Here is a 25,899-nt window from a genome sequence, read left to right as displayed (position 1 = left end):
ATTTGTGCACAAAATTACGACAATTCAGTGTATTCCCCCATGCCCGAAATCCTTAACACCCTTGAAATTCACGGCTGCGCAGGATGGCTTCAGTGCGGTTTTTCAAACCAAGCTTGCCGTAAATGTTATTCACATGCGTTTTTACGGTCGCCGCTCCGATATATAGCTGCTCCGCAATCTCTTTGTTCGTCAATCCTTGGACTATAAGGTTAAAAATGTCTCGCTCCCGCTTGGTCAGCAAATTCGCCAGCAGAGTAGCCGGTTCTCCGCCCCCATGGACAGGCCCGATATAAGCCAGAATGCTTCGGATGTAGCCCAGGGAGACCCCTTCGCACATCGTTTGCTTGGCCCACGATTGAATGAGCGACGAAAGAAGCCCGGCCATTGCCGCGCCTTCATCCACATAACCGCGCACGAATTGTTCCGGCTCCGTGATCGCCAAGGCGCTTGCCAGCTTCCTCAGTGCTTGTTCCGGCTCGCCCAGCCGCCGATATAGCAGAGCTTGCAAAATGTACACTTCACCGGACTCCATACGCCGTCTGGACCGCTTACAGAGCGCGATAAGCTTCTCACAAAGCTGCAGCGCTTCCTGCAATTTGCCCTGCGCCATCAGAACGCGAACCAAAAATTTATATTCATATAGCTTATTGGCGGGCACAAGGTCGTTGATGCTGAGGCGATACTTCGCCCGCCAAGCCTCCGCCACGCTCATATCCCCGTCTTCCAGCGCCAGTCTGGCCAAGTCCGTATCAAAATAAATCGCTGCAAAAGGAACTCCCCAATCGATAATGCTGCGTTTTGCATGGAGCAGCGTTTCCTTGGCCAACTGTCGATGTCCCTGCGCTTTCTTGATGCGCGATAGCACCAACCACCCGGGAATCAGAATTTCATGGGAGATCGGACTTTGGACATCGGCCCGGGACAAGCCGCCCTCGACGTAGGCTTCGGCCTGTTCGAGGTCGTTCCACTCATAAAAAAACTCGCTCAACACAATATAAGAAGAACCCGACATTCCAGCCTCTTCGGTAAAGGCGATCATATCGTTCATGAACGGTAGAAGGTTTTCCTTGGTCAACTGCCCGGGCGCCTCTCCGCCTTCGCCTTTAACCAAAGTATGAGAGACCGGCAGCTGGTAAAAAATCATTTGCGAAATCGGGGAGGTAAACTGTTTGGAAAGTGTAAAATATTTTACAGCCTGCTCGATATCCGCATCGAATTGCCCGGCCTTTACCCCGCGGACGAAATAGAGAGCGCCTTGAAAATTATCGCGTTCCCGCTCGGTCCATTGGTGCGAATTGGCCTCAAACGTTTTTTCCGCTCTTGTAAGCAGATGCTCGGCCAGCTTGGAATCCGAACGCACCGCATACGCATAGGAAAAATATAGGAAAGGGTATTTCCACAACACTTCTTCCGGAAATATTTCGAACCATGAACGAAGGATGTTTTTGCTGACAAAGCCCATGCCGGATTTCATTTCCTCCAGTACACGTACAGCCTCTTCAAAAAACTGTTCCCGCAAAAAATAATCCACAGCTTCTTCGCGCCACTCATGGTCGGCGCACCACCGTCCGGCTGCATAATGCAGTTCTTTTAATCTGCCCTTATTTGTCTTGCGAAGCCGCTGCAGCAAAAAGTCGGCAAAAAGATGATGGAACCGATACCAATTCCGATGCTCGTCCAAAGGAACCAGAAACAGCCCGGAATGTTCCAGAAAATCCAGCAGTTCCTGGCCGTTCGGATGCCCGGTTAACGCTTCGCACAAGGAAGCGTTCATCCTGCCGAGTATTGAGCAATCCAGCATAAAGGCTTGCAGTTGCGCGCTTTGCTGCGAGAATACCTCTTCCAGCAAATACTGCTCCAGCAAGCGAAAATCGCCCCGCAAATCACGAAGCAGCACGGAGGCATTCCCTGAGCCATGCAAGGACAAGCCGATCAGCTTCATGGCGGTAATCCAGCCCTCGGTGCGCTGCACAAACAATTCGATTTCCTCGTTCGACAGTTCCAGTTCCGCGCTTTGCCGGTAGAAATCCATTCCTTCCTGAACGTCGAAGCGCAGATCATTCGCTTTTAACAGAAGCAAATGTCCGAGGCTACGCAATTTCGCCACAGGAAACGGCGGTTCTTTGCGGCTAGCCACAATTAGATGAACATTGGGGGGCAAATATTCGATAAAATAGGAAAGGGATGAAAGTATTGTTTTGTCCGAAATAACGTGGAAATCGTCGAGGCATAGAATGAGGGTGGACTCCACACGAAACAGCTCGTTAATCAGCATCGTAACCCCGGTTTCATAGTCGGAAGGTTGAAAGGAATAGGATATCTGTTCATTAGCCTGCATAAATCCCGGAATGACACAATCTATAGCGGCAATAACATAAGTCCAGAAACGCGTCAAATCATTATCTTCTTCGGCCAGGGAAAGCCACCCTGTCTGAACATCCTGCTTGCGCACCCAATCGAGCACAAGCGTTGTTTTACCGAAACCGGAAGGAGCGGATACAAAAATCACTTTGGCTTGCAGCGCTTTGTCCAGCAGGTTGAGCAGCCGCGTTCTGGAAATCGTGTTGGACATGTTGTACGGGACATACAGTTTTGTTTTCAGTAGAAGGTTGTTTGCAAAAGGACTCGGCTTTTGTTCAGATTGTGTCATATTCACGGGCAGCTCCAATCTAGGTAAATAGTACTATTCCCACAATCATAGCATACTACTCCAATTATTTCATATAACCGCCCCGCGAACCTGAAAGCATCTCCTCACTTCGCCTTGGAGTGCGGCTTATCCGTCATTTCCTCATACACCTCACCGCGCCAGACCGGCAAATCCCGCGGCGCCTCTATGGCAAGCCGAAGAGCACCGTCTTTGCTTTTGACGACCTGAACCTTAATATGATCGCCGATCACGATATATTCCCCGCATTTTCTGCCTACAACCAGCATCCTGTTTCCCCCTTGTACCATCGTTAAAAGTTTAGGCGCTTATTGATTATACTTGAGAGGTTCTTCCAAAAAATCCCCCTTAGGGTGGAGAGGGGGGTGGAGACACGCCAAAAGGGCCTTAGCCTGGCTAAGACCCTTGGAAAAACGGACTAGACGATTTATCCTCTAAGCAATTGCAGCACGCCTTGTGGCTGTTGATTTGCTTGAGCCAACATGGATTGAGCAGCTTGCGAAAGAATGTTGTTTTTCGTGAATTCCATCATTTCCTTCGCCATATCTACGTCGCGGATACGGGACTCGGAGGAAGTCAGGTTTTCTGCGGATGTTCCCAGGTTGTTGATGGTGTGCTCCAAACGGTTTTGATATGCACCCAATTTAGCTCGCTCGGAGGAAAGAGCTACGATCGCGTTGTCTACAACGGAAACTGCAGTTTGAGCATTGGCGGCAGTCGATACATCCACATTTTGGATACGCAGAGCTTCAGTACCCATGTCGTTGATGTCCACTTGCAGCGTTTGTCCTTGGTTCGCGCCGATTTGCATCGTCAGCGATTTGTCGGAGCTTGCGTTTTGCGCTTGCTGCGTTTCGTTAAACTTGCCGAACTGCGTATTGAATGCTGCTATGCCTGTCGTGTCAGTAGACGATTTTTGCGCAGTGAATTTCAGGTTGGAAATATCTTTGCTTGCGCCGTCTGCACCTTTCACGATGAACTTGCCGGTCTCTGCGTCCAGGGATACGGTAGCGCCTTGGAATGCATCCAGATCGCGCAGAGAGTTCATAATGTCGCTGACTGTAGAAGTGTCTTTAACTGTAATGGATGTAGAGAATGCTTTACCATTCTGCGTGCCTGTAACGTTGATCACGTTCCCGGCAGTCAGCCCCAGCTTGTTGCCGTCTACATCGGACATATCAACCAGTTTGGTAGTTGTGTCGAGTGTTTTATCTATTGCGTCTGTGCCTGTTTTGGAAACTGTAGCTATTGTTGCGCTCACGCTTGCAGAAACGGAATCAAGTGCTGATGCTGCGCCGGCTGCGCCAGTTTTGGTAGCACCGAACAATGCGTTAGCGCCTGTGTTAGGAGTGACTCCTCCGTCACTAGAGCCATTTGTGACTTTAAGCGAGCTGGCACGAGTGTTGGAAGTAAGCACCAGGTTCTGCTCGCCTTTATCTGTTTCTACCGTGCTTACTGTAATAGCATTGTCGCCAAACGCTTTATTCAATTGATTTTGCAATGCTCTTACAATCGCATCGCCGGAAGTCAATTTATTGGTTAGAGAAGCATCGGTGTTAATTCCTTCTTCGAAAGAAAGATCAATGGTAACTGTTTTATTGCCTAAAGTCACATCGAATTTCCGGTCTTTCGCATTTGTCGCCAGATCCAACCCGTTTTTAATGTCAACAGCACTACCGGCCGTTTGAGTCAGTTGGCTGGAGAAACCGGTGTAGCCGAAAGCACCGAGAGCGCTTTGCGCTTTGACTGCCGGATCGTCTATTACTACACTGGAGCTAGTTCCAGTACTTGTGGATACGAACTGAACTTTACCATCGCTGTCCAGTTGAGCTTTTACTTTACCGACCAGATCTTTGTCGGCGTTGATTTGGTTATTGACCTCGGCAATCAAATCTTTCGCGGTTGCATATGTGCCTGCCGTTAAAGTTAAAGTTTTTGCCGCATTACCGTTTACACCTAACGTAAACTGATCATTCACGTCTTTGGAAATCACTGTGCCTGCTTTCACAGAGTTAATTGTATCCTTACCGCCCGTAATCACGTTGTTGCCTTGAAGAATAGGTGTAGCGGTTGCTGTTCCTGCCGAATCAAATAGCGTTTTTACTCCTGTAGTGGTACCCGGAGTTACTTCAGTAAGTTTAAATGTTTTGGACCCTACATTGTTGCTCAAAACCAATCGGCCGTCTGTCGCGCTCACAGTGACGGTTCCTTTGCCAAGCTTGCTATCAAGTGCGCTTTGCAACGCATCTTTCACTTGTCCAAGGCTGGCATTCTGACCGACAGACAGTTTCGTTGCCACGCTGGCATCGGCTGTCAAGTCAATAGTTACCGCAGCGCCTGCGTTGCCATGGCCGATTTGGATATTGAATTTGGAATTATTCGCATCCACTGAAAGACCGGCGCTCAAATCCTTGCTGCCGTTAATCGTCGTCGCTTTCTCGGCGAAGCCCATTGCGGAAGTAGCGGATTGGTCAGCAACTGCCGAACCGTAAACTTTGACATTAGTCTTTTCACTTTTGTCGCCTGGGGTAAAAGTTCCTGTACCGGAAGCAATGGCAAGTGTTCCTGTACCATTCGTATCCGTAAAAGTAATATGACCTGCTTTATCATAGCCTACTTTAACCGAACCAGCCGTGTAAGTAGTGCCGGCCGCTGTTGCCGCAGTCGTCAAAGCAGCGTCAATTTGGGTTTGCAGATCGGCTACCGCTGTTGATGCCAAGGCGCCTACAGCAACCGCAGCCGGAGCAATACTAGCAGTAGTTAGTCCTTTATAAGATAATGTAAAGTCATCTGCACCTGCAGCAACAGCTGCTATAGCTTTATCATCATCGCCATAGTTAGCCTTACTGAATGTGATAGTATCCGCCGCAAAGCTTCCTTTGGAAGCTGTAGTGACACTCAGGCGGCCATCCGTTCCCAAGGTAAACGTAGCCTGATTATTTTCGTTGCTCCAGTCAGTATTTACAGCATTTTTAACAGCCGCGTTCAATGCGTCTACAAACTCTTGTTTGCTGTAGCCTGCCGAAGAACTTGCCGCAATCGTAGCCTCGTAAGAATTTCCGTTAATTTGGATGTTGAATCTATCGTTAACGCCAGTTTGAATAACGGTTTTGTCAGCGATTGTTCCACCGGCTGTGTAAGAAGATCCCGTACCGGATTGTCCGGATTTTGCTGTGCTTGTAGTCGCATTTGCGCCGCCTGTAATCGAACCGCTTGTCCCCAATACGTCCGCCACATCGAACTTGTTCGATGCTTCGATCGAGCCTTGCGTGAGTTTTGCTGCGCTCAAGCTGCCGTTGAGCAATTTCTTGGTATTAAATTCGGTTGTGCTTGCAATCCGGTCTACTTCGGATTTCAATTGAGCGACTTCTTTTTGCAGCTCGGCACGGTCAGAGTCAGTAGCCGTGTCATTGGCCGCTTGTACGGAAAGTTCGCGCATCCGCTGAAGGATGGAATGCGTTTCGTTAAGCGCACCCTCAGCCGTTTGAATTAAGGAAATACTGTCCTGCGCGTTGCTGCTCGCTTGTGTCAAGCCGCGAATTTGGCCGCGCATTTTCTCGGAGATCGCAAGACCTGCGGCGTCATCAGCTGCGCGATTGATGCGCAGACCGGAAGATAGCTTCTCCAGTGCTTTGTTCGTTTGCGTGCTGTTGCTGCTCAATTGACGATACGTGTTCAGAGCAGCGATGTTGTGGTTGATTCTCATTGATTTAACTCCTCCTTTAGTTGGGTACGGTGAACATCCGTTTTCACCTTGAAGCTTTATATAACAAATTGCCGAAACGGCAATTTATTACCGGGAAATGAAAAAAGACGAGCCGTTATCCTCCTGTATTCGGTATCCTACCGACTATCAGGAGGGAACGACTCGTCCCTGAGTTTGTTCCGCAACCAAGCTGTATTCAGTTCTCGGAAGCAAAACTTGATTCGTATACTTCTCCACGCAGTATAGGTACTTCTTTCGGAGCGGTTATGGCAAGTCTGAGATCGCCGTCTTTGCTCCTTACTACCTGAACTTTAATTTCATGCCCAATCATAACGTATTCTCCGGGCCTCCTACCCAAAACCAGCATAATTTACCACTCCTTGAAAAATTCTACGAAATGATAGTTTGAGCAAACAAAAAAAGGACGGCTCAATAAGTCGCCGCTCTCTTCCGCATCCTGCGGAGGAGATGTAGCGCCTATCAAGCCATCCTTGACTTATATGGGGTATGAATTTGTGAGTTCGGACTAACTATCATTTACCTGCCTATTCTATATATCGGCAGAAGATGTCAAAAGTTTATAGCTCTATTAAAAAAACTTCGGTTTCATTTATTTCTTTTTATCTATAAAAGCACTTTCCCTCGAATACACAGTTTCATAAACACTTCTTTGGTGTCTGGCGAAATCTACCTTTTGAATCCTTTGACTTACTTCTTGTTTTAAGCTATCCATCTTATTTAAGATGATCGGGTCCAATGAAAGTATGTTCATGACTCTTAATTTGTATGGTTCAGGCGTGTTTTCTGAAGCATTCTCAACTATCTGTTTCACAAGCTGATCCCGTTGCTCGACAAACTGTACGATTTGATCGATATCGACATCATTAATCCGAGATACAATAGAATTCATTAAAGACTCTAATTCATTCAAATGATTATCCATGCTTAACCCCGGATAAAGCAGCGTTGACTTGTTTTGAGGCTTGAATCCATGTGTCTTTAAGCTCAATAAGATGAGTCAAGATTTCTTCTACGAAAGCAGCTTCCTTTTTAACGTTAGCTTCGACTAACCGGAAAATAAAATACTCATACAGTGGCTCTAAATTTTTTGCGATATCTGCATTTTTATCTAATGTGGCCATAAGCTCGCGAACGATATCTTGGGCCCTAACTAAATAATGATTAGCATCAGCAACATGATTCGACTTAATTGCTTCTAAACCTTGCCTGCAAAAGCGTATTGCTCCATCATGCAGCATAATGAGTAATTGTGCAGGCGTGGCAGTCTGAACAGAGGTCTCCAAGTATTTATTTTGTTGTTGTGTTTTGATCACAAGAAATCCTCCTTGCCACTAATTATTATTTGCTGCTCATCTGACTCAGAGCGGAAGATTGTGAATTATACCTATTAATGGCCTGTTCCATCGCAGTAAATTTCTTGTAATAACGAGTTTCGATGTCAGTCAATCGGGTATTGCCAGCGTCTATGTCTCCTGCGACATTATACAACTGTTTTCCGATTATACTATTGTCATAACTCCCGGAACCGACACTTCCTGCCTTATTAATTAAACTCTTTAATGCTTGTTGTGTATGGTCATACATTTTCTTGGCAATTCCTTCATCCGAATGGTCACTGTCTCCATTCCCCGTGGCTGTAAATAACTTCGAGACAGCATCAGGATTGGCCTCGATAGCCTCACGTAATTTAGCTTCGTCACTTAAGTACAATTTGCCTTTCTCGGAATAAGCTCCAGAAGTGATACCTATGGAACTGAGCGTTTTATATTTGGAATCGCCTGTGGAGGTCACAACGGAACCGGCATCCATTCGCATGTCAGTAATAAGTTTACTTAAGATGTCATCGTTTTTAAGGAGTCCGCTTTTGGCCTTCGTCTCCCAATTCGTAATATCCGTATCCTTCATATCTTTCTTTTGATCATCTGTCAGCGGTTGAAAATCACGGTACTTGCTCTCGCTGATTTTATCGTTCAACGTCTTCGCCATATCATTGTAATCGCTGATAAACGATTTTATGGCATCTACCACTTTATCTGTGTCTGTACCGACAGTTAATGTAGCTAAAGTTGTCGTCTTTGCCTTTAATGTAATATCTAACCCATTCACAGAAAATGTATTACTTGTACGGGTTGTCGCTAATCCATTAATCTCCACGCTGGCATTCGTACCAGCAGTAACATTAGCGGCTGTCGCGCCTGTAACTTTGAAAGTATTCGTTAATAGATCACCGGAGAAAGTAATATTTTTTCCGCTATTTGAGGCAGCATTTGTCGTATCATTTACTTCCCCGGTTTGTTTAGATACAAGTGATACCTTTCCTGTACTCGAATCATAGAAAGCCGACACATCTGTTTGCTGGTTAATACGTGCAATAATAGTATTCAGTGAATCAGTAGTAGCATCATAGGTGACTGATTTTCCATTAATTGTAAAACTGGTTTTCGTAGTATCGATACCGCCTGCAAAACTTTGAGTTGACAGCGCTTTGCTGGGGTCAAAAGTCGCTGCATTCGAGCGAATGTCCGCTTCTCCGACAACAGATGCCGCCGTAGCAAGATTGTTTACCTTGATTGTGCTTGTACCCGGAGTAGCAGTTCCTGTTGCTGCAGCAGTTACCGAAGTCGTATCGCCGGTAATATCGACTTTCTTAGCAAGAAAGGTGCTCTCCAAGCGATATTTAGAAAGTTTGTTGTTTCGAAAATCATATATCTTGCTATTCATATCCCGATAAGCATCTTTCGTCCATTGCAGTATTTGCTTCTTTTGCCCTAGCTTATCTACGGGAACCCTCTCTGCTTTCATTAACTTAGCAACAATCGCATCCGTGTCCATCGAACTGGCAAGTCCGCCGACTCTCTCAACCATAGAAATCTCCTCCTTCAGGTTTCATTATCTCTTTTCATCAATCAAAATACCGGCCGCTTCCCAAACTTTCGCCAGAAAATCTAACGTTTTCTCATCCGGGATTTCTCGAATTGTTTTTCCCGTATCTTTGTCCAGTACTTTAACAATCACTTTCTTCGTCTTTTCGTGAATCGAAAAATCCAGGGATGTATTCGGTCCTTGGACAGCTTTAATAGCACGATCGATTGCCCTGATCAACTGTTCGTCACTAATTGATACATTTTGTCCTTGTGAAACGGCTGTTTTCAAATCTTGCACAGATGCTATGGAATTCGAGGATTCCGGTGCAATGTTTCTTACAGGATTTGCCGCAGGAACTACCGGTGTTATCGGATTTACGGCTGACAATTTGGGATCCATACTTCAACCTCCATCGTGATCACGGCTTTTATTATATATATCGGCAAGTGAACATGATGAGATTAGAGTAATCTAGGGAAATTCCCGGTTTATTTTAAGTAATGTTTAATCACTTTCTTCACACCATTCACTACATCCTGTATATCTTGCCGCTGCATTTTTGGAAAGAGCGGTATCGTAATCTCCGCGTTATAAAAAGCCTCCGCTTCACGGCAATCGGTTTGTGAGTAGCCAATATTCCGATAATAAGGTTGATGGTAAACTGGGATGTAATGAACTTGAATCCCAATATTTTCAGCGCGTAATGCATCAAAAATAACCTTGCGGTCTACTTTCAATTTAGAGAGTTCAAGACGCAATACGTACAAATGCCAGCTTGAGTTTGAATCCGGATGCTGGTATGGAATAGTAACACCCTCCAAACCATTAAATTCGGCGGTATAGATCCTTGCAATATCTCTGCGTTTCTCAACTAAATCATCCAGCTTCTTCATCTGAGACACACCTAGAGCTGCTTGAATATCTGTGATCCGGTAATGGTAACCAAGCTCATGCATCTCATAATACCAAGCGCCTTCCGACTTATGCATGACAGACAGATCTTTTGTGATTCCATGATTACGGAATAGCAGCATTCTGTCGTAATATTCTTTGTTGTCCGTTACAATGACCCCGCCTTCACCAGTTGTCACATGTTTAACAGGATGAAAACTAAACATGGTCATATCAGCCCAGGTACCTACTTTGCGCCCTTTATATTCAGCTCCCAAAGAGTGAGCAGCGTCTTGAATAAGTACAAGTTGATGTAAGTTGGCAATCTCTCTGAAGCGTTCCATTTCCGCGGGTTGTCCTGCAAAATCTACCGGAATAATAGCTTTCGTCTTATCCGTAATTTTTTGAACCGCATCTTCTGGATCTAAGTTATAAGTATCCCTTTTAATATCAGCGAATACAGGTGTACCGCCTACATACAAAACACAGTTGCTGCTGGCGACAAAAGTAATCGGCGTTGTAATGACTTCATCGCCTTCACCAATACCCGCGGCGAAGCAAGCACCATGCAGAGCCGCGGTTCCGCTTGAAAACGCAACAGCATATTTGCAACCCGCATACTCTGCAACATGTCTTTCAAATTCCAAGATTTTAGGACCTTGAGTAATAAAATCACCACGAAGAACATCTGTAACTGCCTGAATGTCATCTTCATCAATCCATTGCTGCCCGTAAGGAAGCAGCTTCTGTCGGATTGGGGTACCACCATCTATAGCTAATTTGTCGCTCATATTGACCTCCGTTATTTGAAACAAGCCACCTGTTACATCAGGTGACTTGTTCGAATCCATTCCTCTGTACGTTTAATGCCCTCTTCTAGCGAAACCTGAGGCTCCCAATCAAGTATCCGTTTGGCTTTATCATAATTACATAAAAGCTTCTGAATCTCACTTTGCGGATGAATATGAGGAACATGCTTAATTCTTGATTCATCTTGAACGATAAGCTCCGCCAGTTCATTTATGGAAATATCCCGTCCCAAGCCGGCATTAATAATTTCGCCATTAACTTCACTCGAATAACCAGCTTGCACAACGAACCGCGCGCAATCCTCCACATAAAGCAAATCGCGCGTTTGGATCCCGTCCCCGTAAATATTTAGGTCCTTGCCTTGAAGTTTATTTTTAATGAAAATGGCCACTACGCCACCTTCTCCACCGGTTTTCTGGAAAGGGCCATACGTATTGAATGGTCGAATAACGACTGTTGGTAATTGATACGCATAATAGTAGGACAGAACCATGTTCTCCGCTGCAATTTTAGCCCCTGCATATGGTGATGCCGGCTTGATTGGATGCTTCTCGTCAATGCCTCTATCATCATTACAGCGATCGTATACCATACATGTGCTCATGAACACCATTTTAACCTGATGTTTTCTACACTGTTCGAGTAAATAGAATGTTCCTAGCGTATCATTATTAAAAGTAGTCCGAGGGTTGTCAATCGAATCTTGAACATTAATGGATGCACCTAAGTGGTAACAGATATCAAAAGAATGAGATTCAAACATTTCAGCCAGAAGCTGTTCATTTTGAATATTACCGACTCTGAATTCCCCAAGACCCGGATGTCCCTTGAACTCCTCTAAATTATCCTCTCTGCCATTTGACAGATCGTCGATAATCCATACTTGATGGCCGTCTTGGAGCAGTCTTTTGGCCACCCATCTTCCTATGAAACCGGCTCCGCCGGTGAGTAGAATCTTCATATTTTCACCCATTTATTTAAGAGTTATAGTAACAAATCCCAGCTAAGAGGCGTTCCTTTGCTAACATCTACCTTTACTGATTTTCCAAGGATTTCCCCCAGATGTTTCGGAGGAAGTCCAAAGCCAGGGCGAACCGTCCGAACATTCTCAAGAGTGAAAACATCGCCTGCTTTCATATTCTTCGAGATATAGATCGATCTGCGATATTTTAATGACGACTTCTCCTTCTCCGTTGGACCATATGTGATCTTACCCAGAGCCTGCCATCCACGTTCAGTTTCAATAACTAAGGCGTTTAGTTCTTCCGGTTCTAGCGAAAACGTAGAATCCACCCCGCCATCTGCTCGTCGTAGTGTAAAGTGTTTTTCTATAACAGTTGCTCCTAATACAACACTAGCTACACCAACACCAATGCCCATTGTATGGTCTGATAACCCTACCTGGCAATTAAAAAGTTCCTTTAAGTGCGGTATTGTTAATAAGTTGGTGTTTTCTGGGGTGGAAGGATAAGTACTTGTACATTTTAATAATACTAAATCCTTGCAACCTGCTTCCCGTGCAGCTCGTACAGTCTCGTCAAGCTCAGCTACAGTTGCCATTCCTGTTGAAATAATAATAGGTTTCCCTGTCTTCGCAATTTTTTGAATGAGAGGAATATCTGTATTTTCAAAAGAAGCTACCTTATACATAGGAGCACCTAAAGACTCCAGAAAATCTACTGCCGTCTCATCAAAAGGTGTACTAAAGCAAATAATCCCTAGCTCTTTACATCTTTGAAATATCGGAGCATGCCATTCCCATGGCGTATGAGCTTCTTCATATAACTTATGTAATGAAGTGCCTTTCCACAAACTCTCAGGATCATTTATGAAAAAATCGCCTTCTTCTATATCAAGTGTCATTGTATCAGCTGTGTATGTTTGCAACTTAAGCGCATGAGCTCCCGCTGCTGCTGCAGCTTCAACAATAGCAAGCGCTCTTTCCAAAGACTGATTATGATTCCCAGACATTTCCGCAATAATAAAAGGCGGATGGTTAGGACCAATTTTATATTTCCCTACTGAAAATTCGCTCAAAAGAATACCTCCTTCATGAAACATCCCAAGTAAGCTGCAAAGGCAACTCCCTCATCAGTGTATTCAATTCATCTCGATTGTCTGATTTCAAAATTATATATCCTTCTCGATCATGGCTACTGCCCAATTTCCCTATCACAGCACCTTGTTTGACCAGAATCTCAACTCGTCCAACATTAGGGTGATTCTCTAATAATTCAATGCCTTCAACGGATTTATACGTTCCTTTTCGAGATTTCAAGAAAATGATTCCTGCATATTGCTTTGTATATTCAAAAGTCTTTAGAGGAAAACCCATCGCACAGCAAATAGCATTCTCCAGCATATTATATCCTGTCGCTAATGGCACTAAATCAGATGTTATATAGTCTCCACCTAATCGGGGGCCAATTTCAATTACATGGGCGCCCTTTTCATTTAACTTTACTTCGGTATGTGCGGGACCAATTTCAAACCCAACAGAAGCAAGGGACGAACTAACGAGGTTGCTTATTAATTCATTTTCTTCCCCATTAACGGATGCAGGTATAATGTGTCCTGTTTCAACAAAATATGGAGGACCTGATGTTGTTTTCTCCGTTATGGCAATAACTCTGGTACGATAATTTTCAGTGATCGTTTCAACGGAAAACTCCCTCCCAGTAACATATTCCTCCATGATTAATACTTGGTCTCTTGAGTTTACCAAAGCTCTTTCAAAAGCTTCAGCAATTTGCTTGCTATTCTCAACCAAGCTGACTCCACGGCTTGCTGAAGAATCAACGGGTTTAAGAATGAAGGGATACCCTACATAATCAACTTTTGCATAGATATCTTTAATCTGCTCAACCTTTGCAAAACGAACTGTATTTATGCCTGCAGTACTCAACATTTCCCTAAGTAAAAGCTTGTTAGTACAGATAACAGAAGTAGGATGCGAAAGTGCAGGCAGATCTAACTTTTGAGCAATTCTGGCAACAGTCCTCATCGGATAATCCGAATTTGTAATAATTCCACTAATCTCTAGATTCGAAGATAGATCCAATAATTTCTCAACATCATTCGTACTGATTGGGTGGAACTCATCAACTTCGGAACTCCCAACAGCATCTGAGTTCATGTCAACTGCTATTGTATAAATCTGCATCTCCCTTGCCTTACGTATAAGGGGAACTTGAAGAGGTCCTGCACCCAGTATTAACAGTTTTTTCATAATCAGATCCTCTGTAGTTATTTAGTTACAGTGATTAAATAGTCAGAATTGTACTCACTTAGTGAGGATAGTGCTTCATTACAAAATCCAATATTTATATCGGAGAATTTGTGGAAAGTATCCTTTATCTCATTTTCGTCAAAGAAATGAATCAATAAATTCTCTTCGTTACTAAAATTGCTCGTCATCTTGAATGTATTTCTTTCAACTTCTTCACCTTTACCAAACCTTTTATCTTCAGTACTTCTTACAACTAAAAACGCTTTTCCACCTTTTTTTAAGACTCTATATATCTCATCAACGATTAATTCAATATCTCTTTTAACAAAGTAATACAAAACTCCGAATGAAATAATACCGTCAAAAGATTCACTTTCAAATGGAAGTGTTAAAATAGACCCCTGAATTAATTCGGCATTTAATTTACGCGAATCCAAGAATTCTTTGGCTGCGGCTAAACCAATCTCTGAAAAATCAATTCCTGACATCATAAATCCCTCATCAGCCAAAGCTACAACATGTCTGCCTGAACCACACCCTAAATCTAGCAGGGAGGTATTCTGAGGTTCTTTAAAGTTTCCTTTTGCGAACCTAATCACCGATTCACTCGGATACTTAGGCTTAAATTGTGTATGCTGGTGCAGTTCATCCCATTTTCCTTCATGAGTTTCAATATACATAATTTCCTCCGCCTATTAATTTCTTAAACAACTTAGTATTACATCGGCAATTCGTCGATATCCCTGGCCATCTATCAATGATCTGCTTCTTTCTGAAAGCTGCTTACGGAATCCATGGTCTTTTGTCAAATTAATTGCATCCCTTAACTTCTCTTCAGAGAACTCATCATGCATCCCCAAATTAATTACTGCCCCTAGACGTTCTAGTGCAGCAGCTTCATCATCTTGCTCCTTATTCTGATTTACTAATAACATTGGAGTTCCTAATGCACACGCCTCATACATGGTTACCCCACCTGAAATAATTGCTATATCGGTTTCCCAGAGCCTTTCTGCCATATCCGTTACATTTCGGTAAACATGATAATTAATGTTTTGGTATTCTTCCTTAAGATTATTAGCCAGTAATCCTAAAATAACCTCTAAATTTAGCGCTTTATTCTCACTGTTATTGTCCATTGCTTTAAGCACAATGCTTGTTACATCGTTCGGGTCACTGCCGCCAAATGAGAGCAGAACATTTTGAGGCACTTGCCTAATAGATCGCTTTTGTTCCATCCATCTATGAAAATTTGGATTAATAATCAAATATCGACTTCCATACAGGTGTTGAGAATCTGATTTCTTGTTCTCGAACATTAAGCTGCAAGATATTTTGCTTTGGTATTTCAAAGAACATTGTAGTTCATCACTATCATCGATAATAATTACAGAAATTCCGAGCTTTATTATTTCATCATAATTGAAGCTATCATAAAATTGAACTGGCATATCAATAACCAAAACAATTGGTGTATTCTTTGTTAAATAGGCTAGAAGATCTGAAAACGCATTAAAAACACATTCATTCTCATTCCAAGTTAATTCGGATTGTGGATCGACTATTAAAAACTTGGTTACTTTTCCTCTTTCCCCGAGTTCATTTCGTATAACTTTCATACGGTTATAATGACCTAGACCAATCGACTTTCCAGCCATAACCAGAAAAACAATTAACTCTTGCAAATAAATCCCTCATTAACGATTAAATTTGTTTTTGTTGTACATGCGAATTAATGAGCAATAAATTTTGTTCTTTCTCAAGAAGGTTCAGGATTTCAAGCCATGAGAAGATAGTGCCTGCTTTGTATAACCGATTATAAATTGTTTCAATGAATTCCCAATCTTCAGCTGTATCCAAAGTCCATCGATAATGCTCCCAATTATGCTCACTATATAGAGATGATAATTTGAATAACTCAGGGTGATTATAGATATAAGGAGTTACATGTTCTCTTTCCGATGGTTCTTTACCATACTTAAACGCCTTCTCCAATGTTTCCCTACTAAATATTTCCACATCCAAACCTCGGGGGAAGCCTGCGTTGGTAACATAATCAATTGACTGCTCTTTGTAATATCTAATTGATTCTGAGATAATTGTTGGTTCAATTAAAGGGCAGTCAGATGTTATTCTGATAATCGTCCCTGCATCTGTTAATGAAGCAGCTTCATAATAACGCGATAAAACATCTTCTTCACTCCCGCGGGAAACTTCTACCCCTAATCTCAGACACTCTTCAACGATGATATCATCTATTGGATTATGGGTCGTAGCGACTATTACTTCACTTATATCTTTAACTGCTCTTACCCTTTGAATGACATGAGCAAGGACAGTTTGATCCCCTAATTTTCTCATGACCTTACCTGGTAAACGAGTAGACCCCATTCGCGCTTGAATAATCGCAGCTACACTCATACTGCCTCCCAATCGGAAATCCTTCTTAACATCTCTTCAACTTCTGCTTTGCAAATAGGCTCCACATCACCAGAACTATAGCTTTGCAATTTTGCTGGCTTTGCATTCGAATAGCTTTTTTCCATCTTTAAGAATGAGTTTGGAATTATAAACATTTCCGGAAGTTCGATAGCACCTTTGGCTTCATCGATGGTCATGAGTTCTTCAAACATTTTTTCGCCAGGCCTTAAACCAATTTGCTCGATTTGAATATCAGTTGGATCTAGGTTTAGCTTATCTGACATTTGATTTATTACTGCGTGCGCTAAGTCTTCGAGTCTTATTACAGGCATCTTTAATACAAATATTTCTCCACCTTGCGCCTGTTTCATTGCATGAATCGTCAACTCAGTTGCCTGATCCAAAGACATCATAAATCGACTCATTTTTAAATCAGTTACAGTTATTTTTCTGGATTTTTCAATTTGCGATTGAAACAAGGGTATAACTGAGCCTCTTGAGTTCATAACATTGCCGAATCGAACTGCGGCAAATTTTGTTTCTTTGGATCCGCTATTATATTGAGCCGATGCAATCAATCGCTCGGCCATTAACTTGGAAGCACCATAGGTGTTCGAAGGAGCAATCGCTTTATCCGTACTCGTAAAAATCGTTTTTTTAACTCCAGTTGTCAGAGAAGCCTGGATTACATTCTGTGTGCCAATGATATTCGTCTGGACAGCCTCATATGGGTTGTATTCGCAGGCAGGGACATGTTTCATTGCGGCGGCATGAAATACGTAATCGATTCCTTCCATAGCTCGAAGTAGTCGGTCACTGTCTCTCACATCCCCAATTAAATAACGAATGTTTGTAAATTCGCCAAGTGTTTGTTGCAATTCAAATTGTTTGAATTCGTCGCGACTGAAGATTCGAATAACCTTTGGATTATCCTTTAAAATATGCATGACCAAACTCTTCCCTATCGTGCCTGTCCCACCTACGACAAGTATGTTCTTATCTTGAAAAAACGGCATCATGATAGCACTGTCTCCTTCTGTTCATCTAGTTGTCCGATGCCCATTTCGACGTATTCAACAATTTTCTTTAAAGTTACGATTGTAATTTCAATAAATCTTAGCTGAATTTTAAGATTTTCTTGCAAAACATCCACTCTCAAAACCTGATCCAGCATATTTAAATCTTGTACAGATAGAATCACTTCCGGCTGCATCGTATGCATAAGCAATGAATGATTTCGAATTTGTAGAAATAAAGTATTAGTTTTCTCTAATTTCTCAAATATTCGAATCATTTCTTTGTTGCTAGCAAGCGGGTTCACCCTTATACGGGAAAGTTGCTTTTTCAATTTATTCGCATGTTCAATGACTGAGGTAAAGTAATCGATTTCTTTCTGTAGACCTTCCTGAATATACGTTAAGTCAAATTCATAAGTTGGCGTTTGTCGAATCAACTCATAAACATTGATTTCTTTTCGGCCTTCTATATATTCAGCAATTACATCTTTTAAGGGCCTTTGAATCGTATGCTGAATCTTAGCTCCGCCTTCTGTAGCGTTGATTACATTAAGTTTGTGACGAGCAATCTCTACTTCAAACAGTCCTTTAAACACATTCCACGTAAGTGTAGAACGGACTTCCGGCTTATAGTAGCCCTCAACAATAACAGCTTCGTCTTTAACAGCAAGACCCTCATCGTCGTAAATAGTCCCCGAGGAATGTGACCTTACACCATCATCCGAGTAGGCCAAATCTTGTCCAACCAATACAATAGGTGAACATCCCAAATGGACTGCCATACCGAAGGCAACGTGCGCACAGGACATTCCCATGAAAATGCTATGGTCTTTTTCACTTTTGCCCATAGCGCCTGATAGCCATATGTGCTCGCCCACGTTCCTTCTAAACGGAATAATGTGTGATCCTTTAAATTCATTATATATATCAGGCCAGAGTACTGATGGCCCAACAAGAGTAACAGATTCAGGATAAGCTCTATCTTGATAAAAATATTTGTAAGTCTCAATGCCACGCTCTACTGAACAAATAAAATCAGGTGTGATGCCCTGCTGTATTAGTTTACTTGCAATAGTATCTACAGCTAGAATAGGTACCTTTCCAACTGCTTCTTTTAAATAATGTATATTCTTTTCAAGCGATGGGCCAGCGGATACTACAATTGCAGGAAGACCTGTATAAGCTCCCTTTAACGCCCCAGCATCCTTGGATTTAATAAAATTTTTAAAATTACTCATGGACTGTTGAATTCCTACGAGTGAATCTCCAATGGAATTTCCAGTATTATATATTTTATTTTTAACTTGTATGGATACTGTTTTCACAACATTTGCATAAACTTTAGCATCATATCTTCTATAATAATAAGTTCCATAAATTTTCAGATTCGATGTCATAAAAATGATTACGCTGGAAAGTAACCTTTCTAACGTATTTGGTAATTTATCATCAGACTGTGATATCAGTATTACATTATCTCTTTCTAAAAATTCAAGTTTTTTATTTTCAAATGCATAATGCAGCAACGTTGGATTTGGTTCAATAATTATAAACAACGAGTATTCATTTGCCTGTTCAATCAATGCTTGAATTTCTTCTGCCCCGTAGAGTCCTATAACGAAAAATAACTCTTTGCGATTTTTATTAGGTAGTTTTTCTAAGTCCAACTCGGCCCTAACTTCATACACACGGTCTTTTTTAGTAAGGTCTACAAAAAACTCCGAATTGTCCATCATACCTGCGTATTCATAGGAAAGTTCATTTTGTTGAATTAAGTCTACTGAATGCCAAGATCTAGTACATAATAATTGCAAATTTTGTTCCATTTGGCTCATGATCACACCTCTTGTAAGAATTTTTCAATATAATGAAACTCTCATATTCGAAAGTTTCTTATCATAAGCCACTTGAAATAGTTAGTGCTATCTATCTTTATGAAGGCAGTTTTAATAATCTATAAATATATATCGGTTTAGGTAGTTCAGAATTTAAGATAAAAGTCAGAGTAAAATTCATCCATAATAAAACAAAAAAGAGTCCTTTTTGACAAATTGTCAAAAAAGACTCCTTTTTATTACCTATTAACCACGAAGCAATTGAAGAACGCCCTGAGGTTGTTGGTTAGCTTGAGCAAGCATAGCTTGGGAAGCTTGAGTAAGGATGTTGTTTTTAGTGAAGTTCATCATTTCTTTAGCCATATCCACATCGCGAATACGGGATTCTGCTGCACTCAAGTTCTCAGAAGCTGCACCCAAGTTGTTGATTGTGTGTTCCAGACGGTTTTGAACCGCACCAAGGGAAGAACGTTGGGAAGAAACTTTTTGAATTGCTTCATCCAATACTCTTGTTGAAATGTTTGCACCTTGAGCAGTATCAATTTTAATACCAGATATACCCAGAGCGGTTGCACCGGTATCTTTAATCTCTAATTGTAGACTTTGGTTTGCATTTGCGCCGATTTGGAAAGTAACTCGTCCATCATTAGTTACTTTATCAGCAGCTGCTGTAGTTTGATGAATATTGCTCAAGATGTTTGTGCCGTTAAGCTTGATTGTTCCTGAGGAATCTTTAACAGTAATAGTCAGACCGTTAATTGCTCCTGCAAAACCAGCAGTGTTAGCGATGAAATCAATACCACCAGAAGTTGTGTTAACAGCTACGGAGAATTCTGTAGTAGCAACAGCGGACAGTGTCAAACCACTAACAACGAAGCTGGTTGTCATCAAAGTACCAGCGCTAGTAACATAGTTAACAACGATAGAATCAGAAGACAAAATTCCCAGGGAGTTTCCGTTAACATCTGTCAGTGCAGACAATTTGTCTGTTATTGCTGTAGCTGAATTTAATGCTGAGTTGTTGTCAATTGTAGCGATAGCAGTTAGACCCGCTGTAGTTCCTGACAAGTTACCGTTCAACAGGGAACGTGTATTGAATTGCGTTGTATCACGGATACGATCAACTTCAGAAGTCAATTGAGTTACTTCTGCTTGAAGGTTAGTACGGTCTTGAGCTGTATTAGTATCAGATGCGGATTGAACGGCAAGTTCACGCATACGTTGCAGGATGGAGTGAGTTTCGTTCAATGCACCCTCAGCTGTTTGGATCAAGGAGATGCCGTCTTGGGAGTTACGAGTAGCTTGGTCCAAACCACGGATTTGGCCGCGCATTTTCTCGGAGATTGCCAGACCAGCAGCGTCGTCGCCTGCACGGTTGATACGAAGACCGGAAGACAATTTCTCCAAAGATTTGTTAGCATTGGAAGTGTTGCCCGTCAATTGGCGGTGAGTGTTCATTGCTGCGATGTTGTGATTGATAATCATGTTTTTCTTCCTCCCTGAAGGTTCATAGTGTGATCCACATCCATGTGGATTTCTAGTTATTCCAGTAGGTCGGCCGCCCTATTGAATAACCTACAATATCATTATCGGAAGGATTATGCGAGAAATGAAGAGCCTATTCAATTTTTTTTCTAAAATTCAACATTTTTTTCACTTCTTCGAGCGAAGTTGTGCTTCGGGATGCTTCTTTATTGGATTCCTGTATCGCCAAGAAGATTTCTTTGCGGTATACTTCGACTTGTTTAGGCGCACGAATACCTAACCGAACCGTATCTCCTTCCGTACCTAGAACAACAAGTTCAATATCGTTGCCGATAACGATGGACTCCCCTTTTTTTCGAGATAACACTAGCATGATGATTCACCCTCTTCGAGATTAATCTGTCGTTACATTATCAAATAAACAGCAACTGCCTAGTGCCATAATTCGAATCATGCAAAATGAATTGTTTTCCCGATTTGGTTGTCCAATTAATTACAATAGGAGCAAGCAAATTAATGGTTGATTGATTGATGTCTTTCTGAATCGTTACAATCGACCATACTTGCACATCGCCTGGCTGCTTGATTTCCAATTCCTCTTGCAGCGCTTCCGGCAATTCAAATTCATATTGTTTATGAAAAACAAACGGATTGGCCAATAAAAAACTGATTTCCGGGTGGTCCAAAGCTTGCAAATAGGTAAATGGATCACTACCTTCAGGCTGCAACAGCGCATACTTTATAATATTCTCAAACCCGGGAAGTCCATGCTTGAACTGAATGACCTGATTTTTCGAAACTTCGATTTCACCAAAATGCAGTGTATCTAATTTAATCATAAGAACATCTCCTGTGATTATATTGTACCAAATAAATAAAGCCATAGATTTCCATCTATAGCTTAATTATACCTCATCAAAGCTTTAAATCAATTTGAGGTGGGGTTATTTCAATTTTCGGGTACTGAAGCATGTAGATATTGAGCTTCCCTTGGCGGTTATTCATCTCAGGAGGATTAGGATGCGTGTTTATTTCTACTTTGCCATCTGTTACTCTAATATCCGGTTTATGTGGAGTATAATCAATATGTACATTTCCCGAAGAAGCTTCTGGATAAATGTTCACATAACGTGATTCTAAAGCCGCATCTGCCGCATTATCAGCGATGGCATCCGTTTTAAGATGAATAGCCGCAAGATGGTCACCCTTTTGTCCAATGCGCTGGATTCCCTGTAATCCATCCTGCTTAGCTAACTGATACATTTTGCTAAACATGGCTAATATCGGGCCTCTCCCCAATGCCGCCCATGCATCGCTTTGATCAATTTTCAGTTCGCCTTTTGGCGATTGAATATCCAACTTGGATGGGATGCTTTGCATCTCCAGTGTAGCTCTCGGTTGGCGGATGTCCAGTATCCCTCGTTCCGCCTCAATACCAATTCGGCCAGGTGTCTGGCGAATTTGAATGGTAGGAAACGATGCCATTCATCTCGCCTCCTAGCGCAGAAAATCAATTAAACTTGGAGAAATTAGCTTAGCTCCAACAGATAAGGAGGACTGGTATACATTTTCGTTTGTTTTAAGATTAGTGTACACCTGCGCCATATCCGCGTCTTCAGTTTTGGACTGTAGACTGGAAAGGTTTAAGTTAATATCTTTGAGACGATCCTGTGAAAGCTCAATGCGATTTGTCTTAGCCCCTACATCCGAACGAACTTCCAGAAATGTATTTATTCGGGAGTCAATTTTGCCGATTTGTGCCGATAAACCGGTAAAATTGCTATTTTTCAAATCTGTCATGATATCTTTCAGTGTTTGAAATAAATTGTCGGTATCTGTCGGCTTGCCGAACACTTCTTGACCTGTAACGTTTATCGGCAAATTTACGCCAACCCCAACATTAAAACTAGTTTTAGTCGTATCCGGCGTATCTGCTTCCGGATTTGTTTTGTTATAAGGAGCATTATTGGTTAACTCGCCATTAAATACATACTTTCCATTAAACTGGCTGTTTCCAATTTCGACCAATTGGTTGAACAACTGCTGCATCTCTTGTTGAATAGCATCCATTGCTCCTTGATCGTTACTTCCCGTTGCCCCTTTGACTGTCAATTCACGAACACGTTGAATGACATCCCCGGCTTGGTTGAGCAGCGTATCCGTATTGTCAAGCCATGATAGAACTCCATCGGCGTTCTTTTGGAACTGTTCATTTTCTGATATTTCGCCTCGATAACGCATGGCAAAACTGATTCCGACCGGATCATCGGAAGGCTTATTCAGCTTTTTGCCCGTTGACATTTGGTTCTGCAAATTGCTTGAAGTCGCTAAATTATAATTTAAATTACGTATTAGCTGTGAGTTCATCATATTCTGTGTAACCCGGCTAGGCATAATAAAACCTCCTATTCAACATTGAATTTCGCTACCTTCCAACAAGACCCATACTATTGATCACTTTGTCCAGCATTTGATCGAAAGTAGTCATCGCACGGGCAGCAGCACTATAAGCATGTTGGAATTTAATCATATTTGACATTTCTTCGTCCAATGATACCCCGCTAACCGATTGTCTCCTAGAATCGATTTGACTAACTAACAGCTGCTGATTATCCGTTTGCCTGCTTGCCTCTTTGCTTTGCACACCAATCTCACTTACGACGGCCCGGAAGTATTCGTCCATAGTACCACCATTTAACACAGTGTTGCCGCTATTAGTGGGATCAAAATTGAACTTGGCATTCTTTAAACCAGCAAATGCCAAAGCTAGTGTATTGTTGCCGATAACAAGTTTTTCTGTAGAACTCGCAGGATCTATATAAGTACGTGCAGAAGCAGCTATATTTTGTACATTGTTGACAATATCAGGATTGACGGTAATATTCGCCGCACTCATACCTGTAGCACTCGGCTTCACAACAAAAATATCTGCACCAGTGCTTAGTGGGCTTCCCATCGTGTAACCCAGGTGATGAAGTCCGTTAATACCTTTTACCACGACTTGTTGGTCCGAAGCGAGCGTTCTTCCGGCCACAGAGCCCGCAACATCCGTGTAGGTTACTCCATTGATAATAGTACCATTAGGTACAACAGTTCCAGCAGGTAGTGTAACCGTAACATCTCCTTGTACTAGAGACTGTACCATAACGTCAAGCTGCTTTCTATAAGCTGCAACATGAGTATCTCTGGACTTCAGTAGACCGTACACTTCTCCACTATTTAAATCACCACTTTGTGCACTATCGGCAAGAGATTGGGCTGTTACTGTAGTTGCAACAGTATCACCAGTAACTAACTGCTGGGTTCCCATGCTAACGTTATACCCCGAAGATGTATCCACTACACTTACATTAACCACTTTGGATAAATCATCCAACAAAACATCTCTTTGGTCACGCAGATCGTTTGCATCATCACCCAAACCTTCAATTCTAAAAATTTCACCATTGAGGTTCGCAATCTGGGATAATGTTGAATTAATTTCTGACGCCTTTACGTTAATATTATCTGTAAGATCGTTAGACAGATCTTGCAACTGTGTTGCTGTATGATTAAACGCATCTGTTAAAGCAAGTGCATTCTCCTTCACTACAGCACGAGCCGTTAGATTATCAGGCGCCTTGCTGAGCTCCTGCCAAGAATTCCAGAAATTTTGCATAACTTGACTGATGCCTGTATCAGAAGGTTCATTTACTATTGCTTCAAGTTTTGCTAATGTATCTTTACGAATGGACCAGTCGCCATAGCTTTTATTCTCATTATAATATTGATCATCCAGAAACTTATCTCTAACCCTTGTTATGCTGGTGAATTCGACTCCTTGTCCGATTTGCCCAGGTACTGTGCTTTTAGTAAGTCCCAGCGGCTCAAGAGGTTTTGATGCAACCATATTAACAACCTGCCTGGAATAGCCTCGAGTATTAGCATTTGCAATGTTATGTCCTGTCGTTTGAAGTGCTGCTTGTTGAGTAAACAGACTTCGTTTAGATATCTCCAATCCAGTAAATGTCGATCTCATGATTTCGCCCCTTTCAAATATTTAAGCCTTCGTATCAAAAGTTCCAGCTCTTGTTGCAGATTTACTAAGAGTTGAAGGGTTTTGATAAAAGGCTTCATCCTCAGGCGTACCCAGAACCAAATCCAGCGAATAATTAATAAAAGCTAACGATTGTTCGATAAGTTTTTGATTTCTTTCATTAACATCATTCAATTGAGCAATTACATCCAAAAGCCGATTTCTACTCTCCGTTAGTGCTTGTTTATCTTCAGCTTTAAATATAATTCCTATTAAATGAGTAATTGTAACTCTAGGTTCAGGCGTGTATCCTCTTGATAATAAATAGGAGCTGGTCTCTTGAAATCGCATATGATCAAGCTCAGTTATTTGTTTTACCAGCTTACTCTCTTTATGTACAATAAGGTTTAGCTGATCCACTTCATTCTTCACCAAAGCCGGTGTTTTTTCTTTAGCTAACTCCAACAAAGCAAGATGATTCTCAGTGATTTTAGCTATGATTTCCAACAAGGGCTGAATGGACATGCATTTTCACCTGTTTTCTTCAATTTATTAAGTTATTTAATAAAAGGAAATATCTTCTCGGCAATTTTTCTGGCATCCACTTTATAATTCCCGGACGCAACGGAATCCTTCAATTCATCGAGTTGGCGGATTTTCTCCTCGGAACGGGAGCTTGCCTGCGCATCAAGCAGTTCCTTCGCTTCGGATGAGATCTCGACATGGTCTTTTGGCTTGTGTTTCTTGCCGGCAGCGTAAGTGAACTTGGAGTCTCCGGATTTATTGTAAGGATTGACTGCACCGATTCGCTGATTTTCATTAATTTTCATACTTTAACACCCCCATTATTTCGCAGATATAAGAAAATGCCGATAATCTTTAGGATTATTATCGGCATCTATTTTATAAAACTTTATATCCTACAAAGCAAATTCGA

At 42.0% G+C, this 25,899-nt stretch carries 25 protein-coding genes and 1 pseudogene; all 26 read right to left on the bottom strand.

The window, feature by feature from the left end; genetic code table 11:
- Positions 1-52: 52 nt before the first annotated feature.
- The 26 genes and pseudogenes from AC6RNO_RS23225 to flgM all read right to left on the bottom strand — a co-directional run bounded on the left by AC6RNO_RS23225 (position 53) and on the right by flgM (position 25,792).
- Complete coding sequence (locus AC6RNO_RS23225; RefSeq protein ID WP_497106928.1) at positions 53-2,650, bottom strand: winged helix-turn-helix domain-containing protein; 2,598 nt, start codon at positions 2,648-2,650, stop codon at positions 53-55.
- Between the two features lie 104 nt (positions 2,651-2,754).
- Positions 2,755-2,937 carry a carbon storage regulator gene (locus AC6RNO_RS23220; protein ID WP_497106927.1) on the bottom strand — a complete coding sequence of 61 codons (183 nt, stop codon included), beginning with the start codon at positions 2,935-2,937 and terminating at the stop codon, positions 2,755-2,757.
- A gap of 158 nt (positions 2,938-3,095) precedes the next feature.
- Positions 3,096-3,428 carry a flagellin gene (locus AC6RNO_RS23215; RefSeq protein WP_497106953.1) on the bottom strand — a complete coding sequence of 111 codons (333 nt, stop codon included), beginning with the start codon at positions 3,426-3,428 and terminating at the stop codon, positions 3,096-3,098.
- A 2,528-nt stretch (positions 3,429-5,956) separates the two neighbouring features.
- Positions 5,957-6,374 (bottom strand): annotated as a pseudogene (locus AC6RNO_RS23210) (flagellin N-terminal helical domain-containing protein); the annotation flags it as partial.
- 196 nt (positions 6,375-6,570) lie between these two features.
- Positions 6,571-6,741 (bottom strand): carbon storage regulator, encoded by a 171-nt coding sequence (locus tag AC6RNO_RS23205; protein ID WP_497106926.1) that lies wholly within the window; start codon positions 6,739-6,741, stop codon positions 6,571-6,573.
- A gap of 243 nt (positions 6,742-6,984) precedes the next feature.
- Positions 6,985-7,317: a flagellar protein FliT gene (gene fliT / locus AC6RNO_RS23200; RefSeq protein ID WP_497106925.1), complete on the bottom strand. Its 333-nt coding sequence runs from the start codon at positions 7,315-7,317 to the stop codon at positions 6,985-6,987.
- A complete protein-coding gene (gene fliS / locus AC6RNO_RS23195; protein WP_497106924.1) occupies positions 7,310-7,708 on the bottom strand; it encodes a flagellar export chaperone FliS in 399 nt (132 codons plus the stop codon). The genes fliT and fliS overlap by 8 nt, the downstream gene beginning before the upstream one ends.
- A 25-nt stretch (positions 7,709-7,733) precedes the next feature.
- A complete protein-coding gene (gene fliD, locus AC6RNO_RS23190; protein ID WP_497106923.1) occupies positions 7,734-9,260 on the bottom strand; it encodes a flagellar filament capping protein FliD in 1,527 nt (508 codons plus the stop codon).
- A gap of 24 nt (positions 9,261-9,284) precedes the next feature.
- Positions 9,285-9,659, bottom strand: coding sequence for a flagellar protein FlaG (locus tag AC6RNO_RS23185; protein WP_497106922.1), 375 nt, complete (start codon positions 9,657-9,659; stop codon positions 9,285-9,287).
- 89 nt (positions 9,660-9,748) lie between these two features.
- On the bottom strand, positions 9,749-10,942 hold the full coding sequence (gene pseC / locus AC6RNO_RS23180) for a UDP-4-amino-4,6-dideoxy-N-acetyl-beta-L-altrosamine transaminase (protein WP_497106921.1): 1,194 nt from the start codon (positions 10,940-10,942) through the stop codon (positions 9,749-9,751).
- 32 nt (positions 10,943-10,974) lie between these two features.
- Positions 10,975-11,922, bottom strand: coding sequence for a GDP-mannose 4,6-dehydratase (locus AC6RNO_RS23175; RefSeq protein ID WP_497106920.1), 948 nt, complete (start codon positions 11,920-11,922; stop codon positions 10,975-10,977).
- A 23-nt stretch (positions 11,923-11,945) separates the two neighbouring features.
- Positions 11,946-13,022, bottom strand: coding sequence for a pseudaminic acid synthase (pseI, locus tag AC6RNO_RS23170; RefSeq protein ID WP_497106919.1), 1,077 nt, complete (start codon positions 13,020-13,022; stop codon positions 11,946-11,948).
- Positions 13,012-14,190, bottom strand: a complete 1,179-nt coding sequence (locus AC6RNO_RS23165; protein WP_497106918.1) for an ATP-grasp domain-containing protein — start codon at positions 14,188-14,190, stop codon at positions 13,012-13,014. The genes pseI and AC6RNO_RS23165 overlap by 11 nt, the downstream gene beginning before the upstream one ends.
- A gap of 17 nt (positions 14,191-14,207) precedes the next feature.
- Complete coding sequence (locus tag AC6RNO_RS23160) at positions 14,208-14,870, bottom strand: methyltransferase domain-containing protein (protein ID WP_497106917.1); 663 nt, start codon at positions 14,868-14,870, stop codon at positions 14,208-14,210.
- Between the two features lie 15 nt (positions 14,871-14,885).
- Entirely contained in the window at positions 14,886-15,875 is a 990-nt protein-coding gene (locus AC6RNO_RS23155; RefSeq protein ID WP_497106916.1) for a glycosyltransferase, read from the bottom strand.
- A gap of 19 nt (positions 15,876-15,894) precedes the next feature.
- Positions 15,895-16,611 carry a cytidylyltransferase domain-containing protein gene (locus AC6RNO_RS23150; protein ID WP_497106915.1) on the bottom strand — a complete coding sequence of 239 codons (717 nt, stop codon included), beginning with the start codon at positions 16,609-16,611 and terminating at the stop codon, positions 15,895-15,897.
- On the bottom strand, positions 16,608-17,630 hold the full coding sequence (locus tag AC6RNO_RS23145; RefSeq protein WP_497106914.1) for an SDR family NAD(P)-dependent oxidoreductase: 1,023 nt from the start codon (positions 17,628-17,630) through the stop codon (positions 16,608-16,610). Before AC6RNO_RS23145 ends, AC6RNO_RS23150 begins: the two co-directional genes overlap by 4 nt.
- Positions 17,627-19,462: a 6-hydroxymethylpterin diphosphokinase MptE-like protein gene (locus tag AC6RNO_RS23140; RefSeq protein WP_497106913.1), complete on the bottom strand. Its 1,836-nt coding sequence runs from the start codon at positions 19,460-19,462 to the stop codon at positions 17,627-17,629. The genes AC6RNO_RS23145 and AC6RNO_RS23140 overlap by 4 nt, the downstream gene beginning before the upstream one ends.
- A gap of 246 nt (positions 19,463-19,708) precedes the next feature.
- The gene (locus AC6RNO_RS23135) at positions 19,709-20,947 is read right to left on the bottom strand and encodes a flagellin N-terminal helical domain-containing protein (protein ID WP_497106912.1); all 1,239 of its coding nucleotides are present in this window, start codon (positions 20,945-20,947) and stop codon (positions 19,709-19,711) included.
- 133 nt (positions 20,948-21,080) lie between these two features.
- Complete coding sequence (csrA, locus tag AC6RNO_RS23130; protein WP_497106911.1) at positions 21,081-21,320, bottom strand: carbon storage regulator CsrA; 240 nt, start codon at positions 21,318-21,320, stop codon at positions 21,081-21,083.
- A gap of 40 nt (positions 21,321-21,360) precedes the next feature.
- Positions 21,361-21,786 (bottom strand): flagellar assembly protein FliW, encoded by a 426-nt coding sequence (gene fliW, locus AC6RNO_RS23125; protein ID WP_497106910.1) that lies wholly within the window; start codon positions 21,784-21,786, stop codon positions 21,361-21,363.
- A gap of 76 nt (positions 21,787-21,862) precedes the next feature.
- On the bottom strand, positions 21,863-22,432 hold the full coding sequence (locus AC6RNO_RS23120; protein ID WP_497106909.1) for a DUF6470 family protein: 570 nt from the start codon (positions 22,430-22,432) through the stop codon (positions 21,863-21,865).
- A gap of 12 nt (positions 22,433-22,444) precedes the next feature.
- Positions 22,445-23,341 (bottom strand): flagellar hook-associated protein FlgL, encoded by an 897-nt coding sequence (gene flgL, locus AC6RNO_RS23115; protein ID WP_497106908.1) that lies wholly within the window; start codon positions 23,339-23,341, stop codon positions 22,445-22,447.
- Between the two features lie 31 nt (positions 23,342-23,372).
- Positions 23,373-24,965, bottom strand: coding sequence for a flagellar hook-associated protein FlgK (flgK, locus tag AC6RNO_RS23110; RefSeq protein WP_497106907.1), 1,593 nt, complete (start codon positions 24,963-24,965; stop codon positions 23,373-23,375).
- Between the two features lie 21 nt (positions 24,966-24,986).
- Positions 24,987-25,487, bottom strand: coding sequence for a flagellar export chaperone FlgN (locus tag AC6RNO_RS23105; RefSeq protein ID WP_497106906.1), 501 nt, complete (start codon positions 25,485-25,487; stop codon positions 24,987-24,989).
- A 32-nt stretch (positions 25,488-25,519) separates the two neighbouring features.
- Positions 25,520-25,792, bottom strand: a complete 273-nt coding sequence (gene flgM / locus AC6RNO_RS23100) for a flagellar biosynthesis anti-sigma factor FlgM (protein ID WP_497106905.1) — start codon at positions 25,790-25,792, stop codon at positions 25,520-25,522.
- Between the last annotated feature and the right edge of the window lie 107 nt (positions 25,793-25,899).

This window comes from Paenibacillus sp. sgz302190 (genome assembly GCF_059820445.1).
Note: the sequence above shows the minus strand (reverse complement) of the source record. Positions and strands in the feature narration are given on the sequence as shown.

What these genes read in the sequence shown, in the direction of transcription:
- AC6RNO_RS23225 (WP_497106928.1), bottom strand. Translation starts at nt 2,650, where the DNA reads ATGACACAATCTGAACAAAAGCCGAGTCCTTTTGCAAACAACCTTCTA.
- AC6RNO_RS23220 (WP_497106927.1), bottom strand. Translation starts at nt 2,937, where the DNA reads ATGCTGGTTGTAGGCAGAAAATGCGGGGAATATATCGTGATCGGCGAT.
- AC6RNO_RS23215 (WP_497106953.1), bottom strand. Translation starts at nt 3,428, where the DNA reads ATGGGTACTGAAGCTCTGCGTATCCAAAATGTGGATGTATCGACTGCC.
- AC6RNO_RS23205 (WP_497106926.1), bottom strand. Translation starts at nt 6,741, where the DNA reads ATGCTGGTTTTGGGTAGGAGGCCCGGAGAATACGTTATGATTGGGCAT.
- fliT (WP_497106925.1), bottom strand. Translation starts at nt 7,317, where the DNA reads ATGGATAATCATTTGAATGAATTAGAGTCTTTAATGAATTCTATTGTA.
- fliD (WP_497106923.1), bottom strand. Translation starts at nt 9,260, where the DNA reads ATGGTTGAGAGAGTCGGCGGACTTGCCAGTTCGATGGACACGGATGCG.
- AC6RNO_RS23185 (WP_497106922.1), bottom strand. Translation starts at nt 9,659, where the DNA reads ATGGATCCCAAATTGTCAGCCGTAAATCCGATAACACCGGTAGTTCCT.
- pseC (WP_497106921.1), bottom strand. Translation starts at nt 10,942, where the DNA reads ATGAGCGACAAATTAGCTATAGATGGTGGTACCCCAATCCGACAGAAG.
- AC6RNO_RS23175 (WP_497106920.1), bottom strand. Translation starts at nt 11,922, where the DNA reads ATGAAGATTCTACTCACCGGCGGAGCCGGTTTCATAGGAAGATGGGTG.
- pseI (WP_497106919.1), bottom strand. Translation starts at nt 13,022, where the DNA reads ATGTTTCATGAAGGAGGTATTCTTTTGAGCGAATTTTCAGTAGGGAAA.
- AC6RNO_RS23165 (WP_497106918.1), bottom strand. Translation starts at nt 14,190, where the DNA reads ATGAAAAAACTGTTAATACTGGGTGCAGGACCTCTTCAAGTTCCCCTT.
- AC6RNO_RS23160 (WP_497106917.1), bottom strand. Translation starts at nt 14,870, where the DNA reads ATGTATATTGAAACTCATGAAGGAAAATGGGATGAACTGCACCAGCAT.
- AC6RNO_RS23150 (WP_497106915.1), bottom strand. Translation starts at nt 16,611, where the DNA reads ATGAGTGTAGCTGCGATTATTCAAGCGCGAATGGGGTCTACTCGTTTA.
- AC6RNO_RS23145 (WP_497106914.1), bottom strand. Translation starts at nt 17,630, where the DNA reads ATGATGCCGTTTTTTCAAGATAAGAACATACTTGTCGTAGGTGGGACA.
- AC6RNO_RS23140 (WP_497106913.1), bottom strand. Translation starts at nt 19,462, where the DNA reads ATGAGCCAAATGGAACAAAATTTGCAATTATTATGTACTAGATCTTGG.
- AC6RNO_RS23135 (WP_497106912.1), bottom strand. Translation starts at nt 20,947, where the DNA reads ATGATTATCAATCACAACATCGCAGCAATGAACACTCACCGCCAATTG.
- csrA (WP_497106911.1), bottom strand. Translation starts at nt 21,320, where the DNA reads ATGCTAGTGTTATCTCGAAAAAAAGGGGAGTCCATCGTTATCGGCAAC.
- fliW (WP_497106910.1), bottom strand. Translation starts at nt 21,786, where the DNA reads ATGATTAAATTAGATACACTGCATTTTGGTGAAATCGAAGTTTCGAAA.
- AC6RNO_RS23120 (WP_497106909.1), bottom strand. Translation starts at nt 22,432, where the DNA reads ATGGCATCGTTTCCTACCATTCAAATTCGCCAGACACCTGGCCGAATT.
- flgL (WP_497106908.1), bottom strand. Translation starts at nt 23,341, where the DNA reads ATGCCTAGCCGGGTTACACAGAATATGATGAACTCACAGCTAATACGT.
- flgK (WP_497106907.1), bottom strand. Translation starts at nt 24,965, where the DNA reads ATGAGATCGACATTTACTGGATTGGAGATATCTAAACGAAGTCTGTTT.
- AC6RNO_RS23105 (WP_497106906.1), bottom strand. Translation starts at nt 25,487, where the DNA reads ATGTCCATTCAGCCCTTGTTGGAAATCATAGCTAAAATCACTGAGAAT.
- flgM (WP_497106905.1), bottom strand. Translation starts at nt 25,792, where the DNA reads ATGAAAATTAATGAAAATCAGCGAATCGGTGCAGTCAATCCTTACAAT.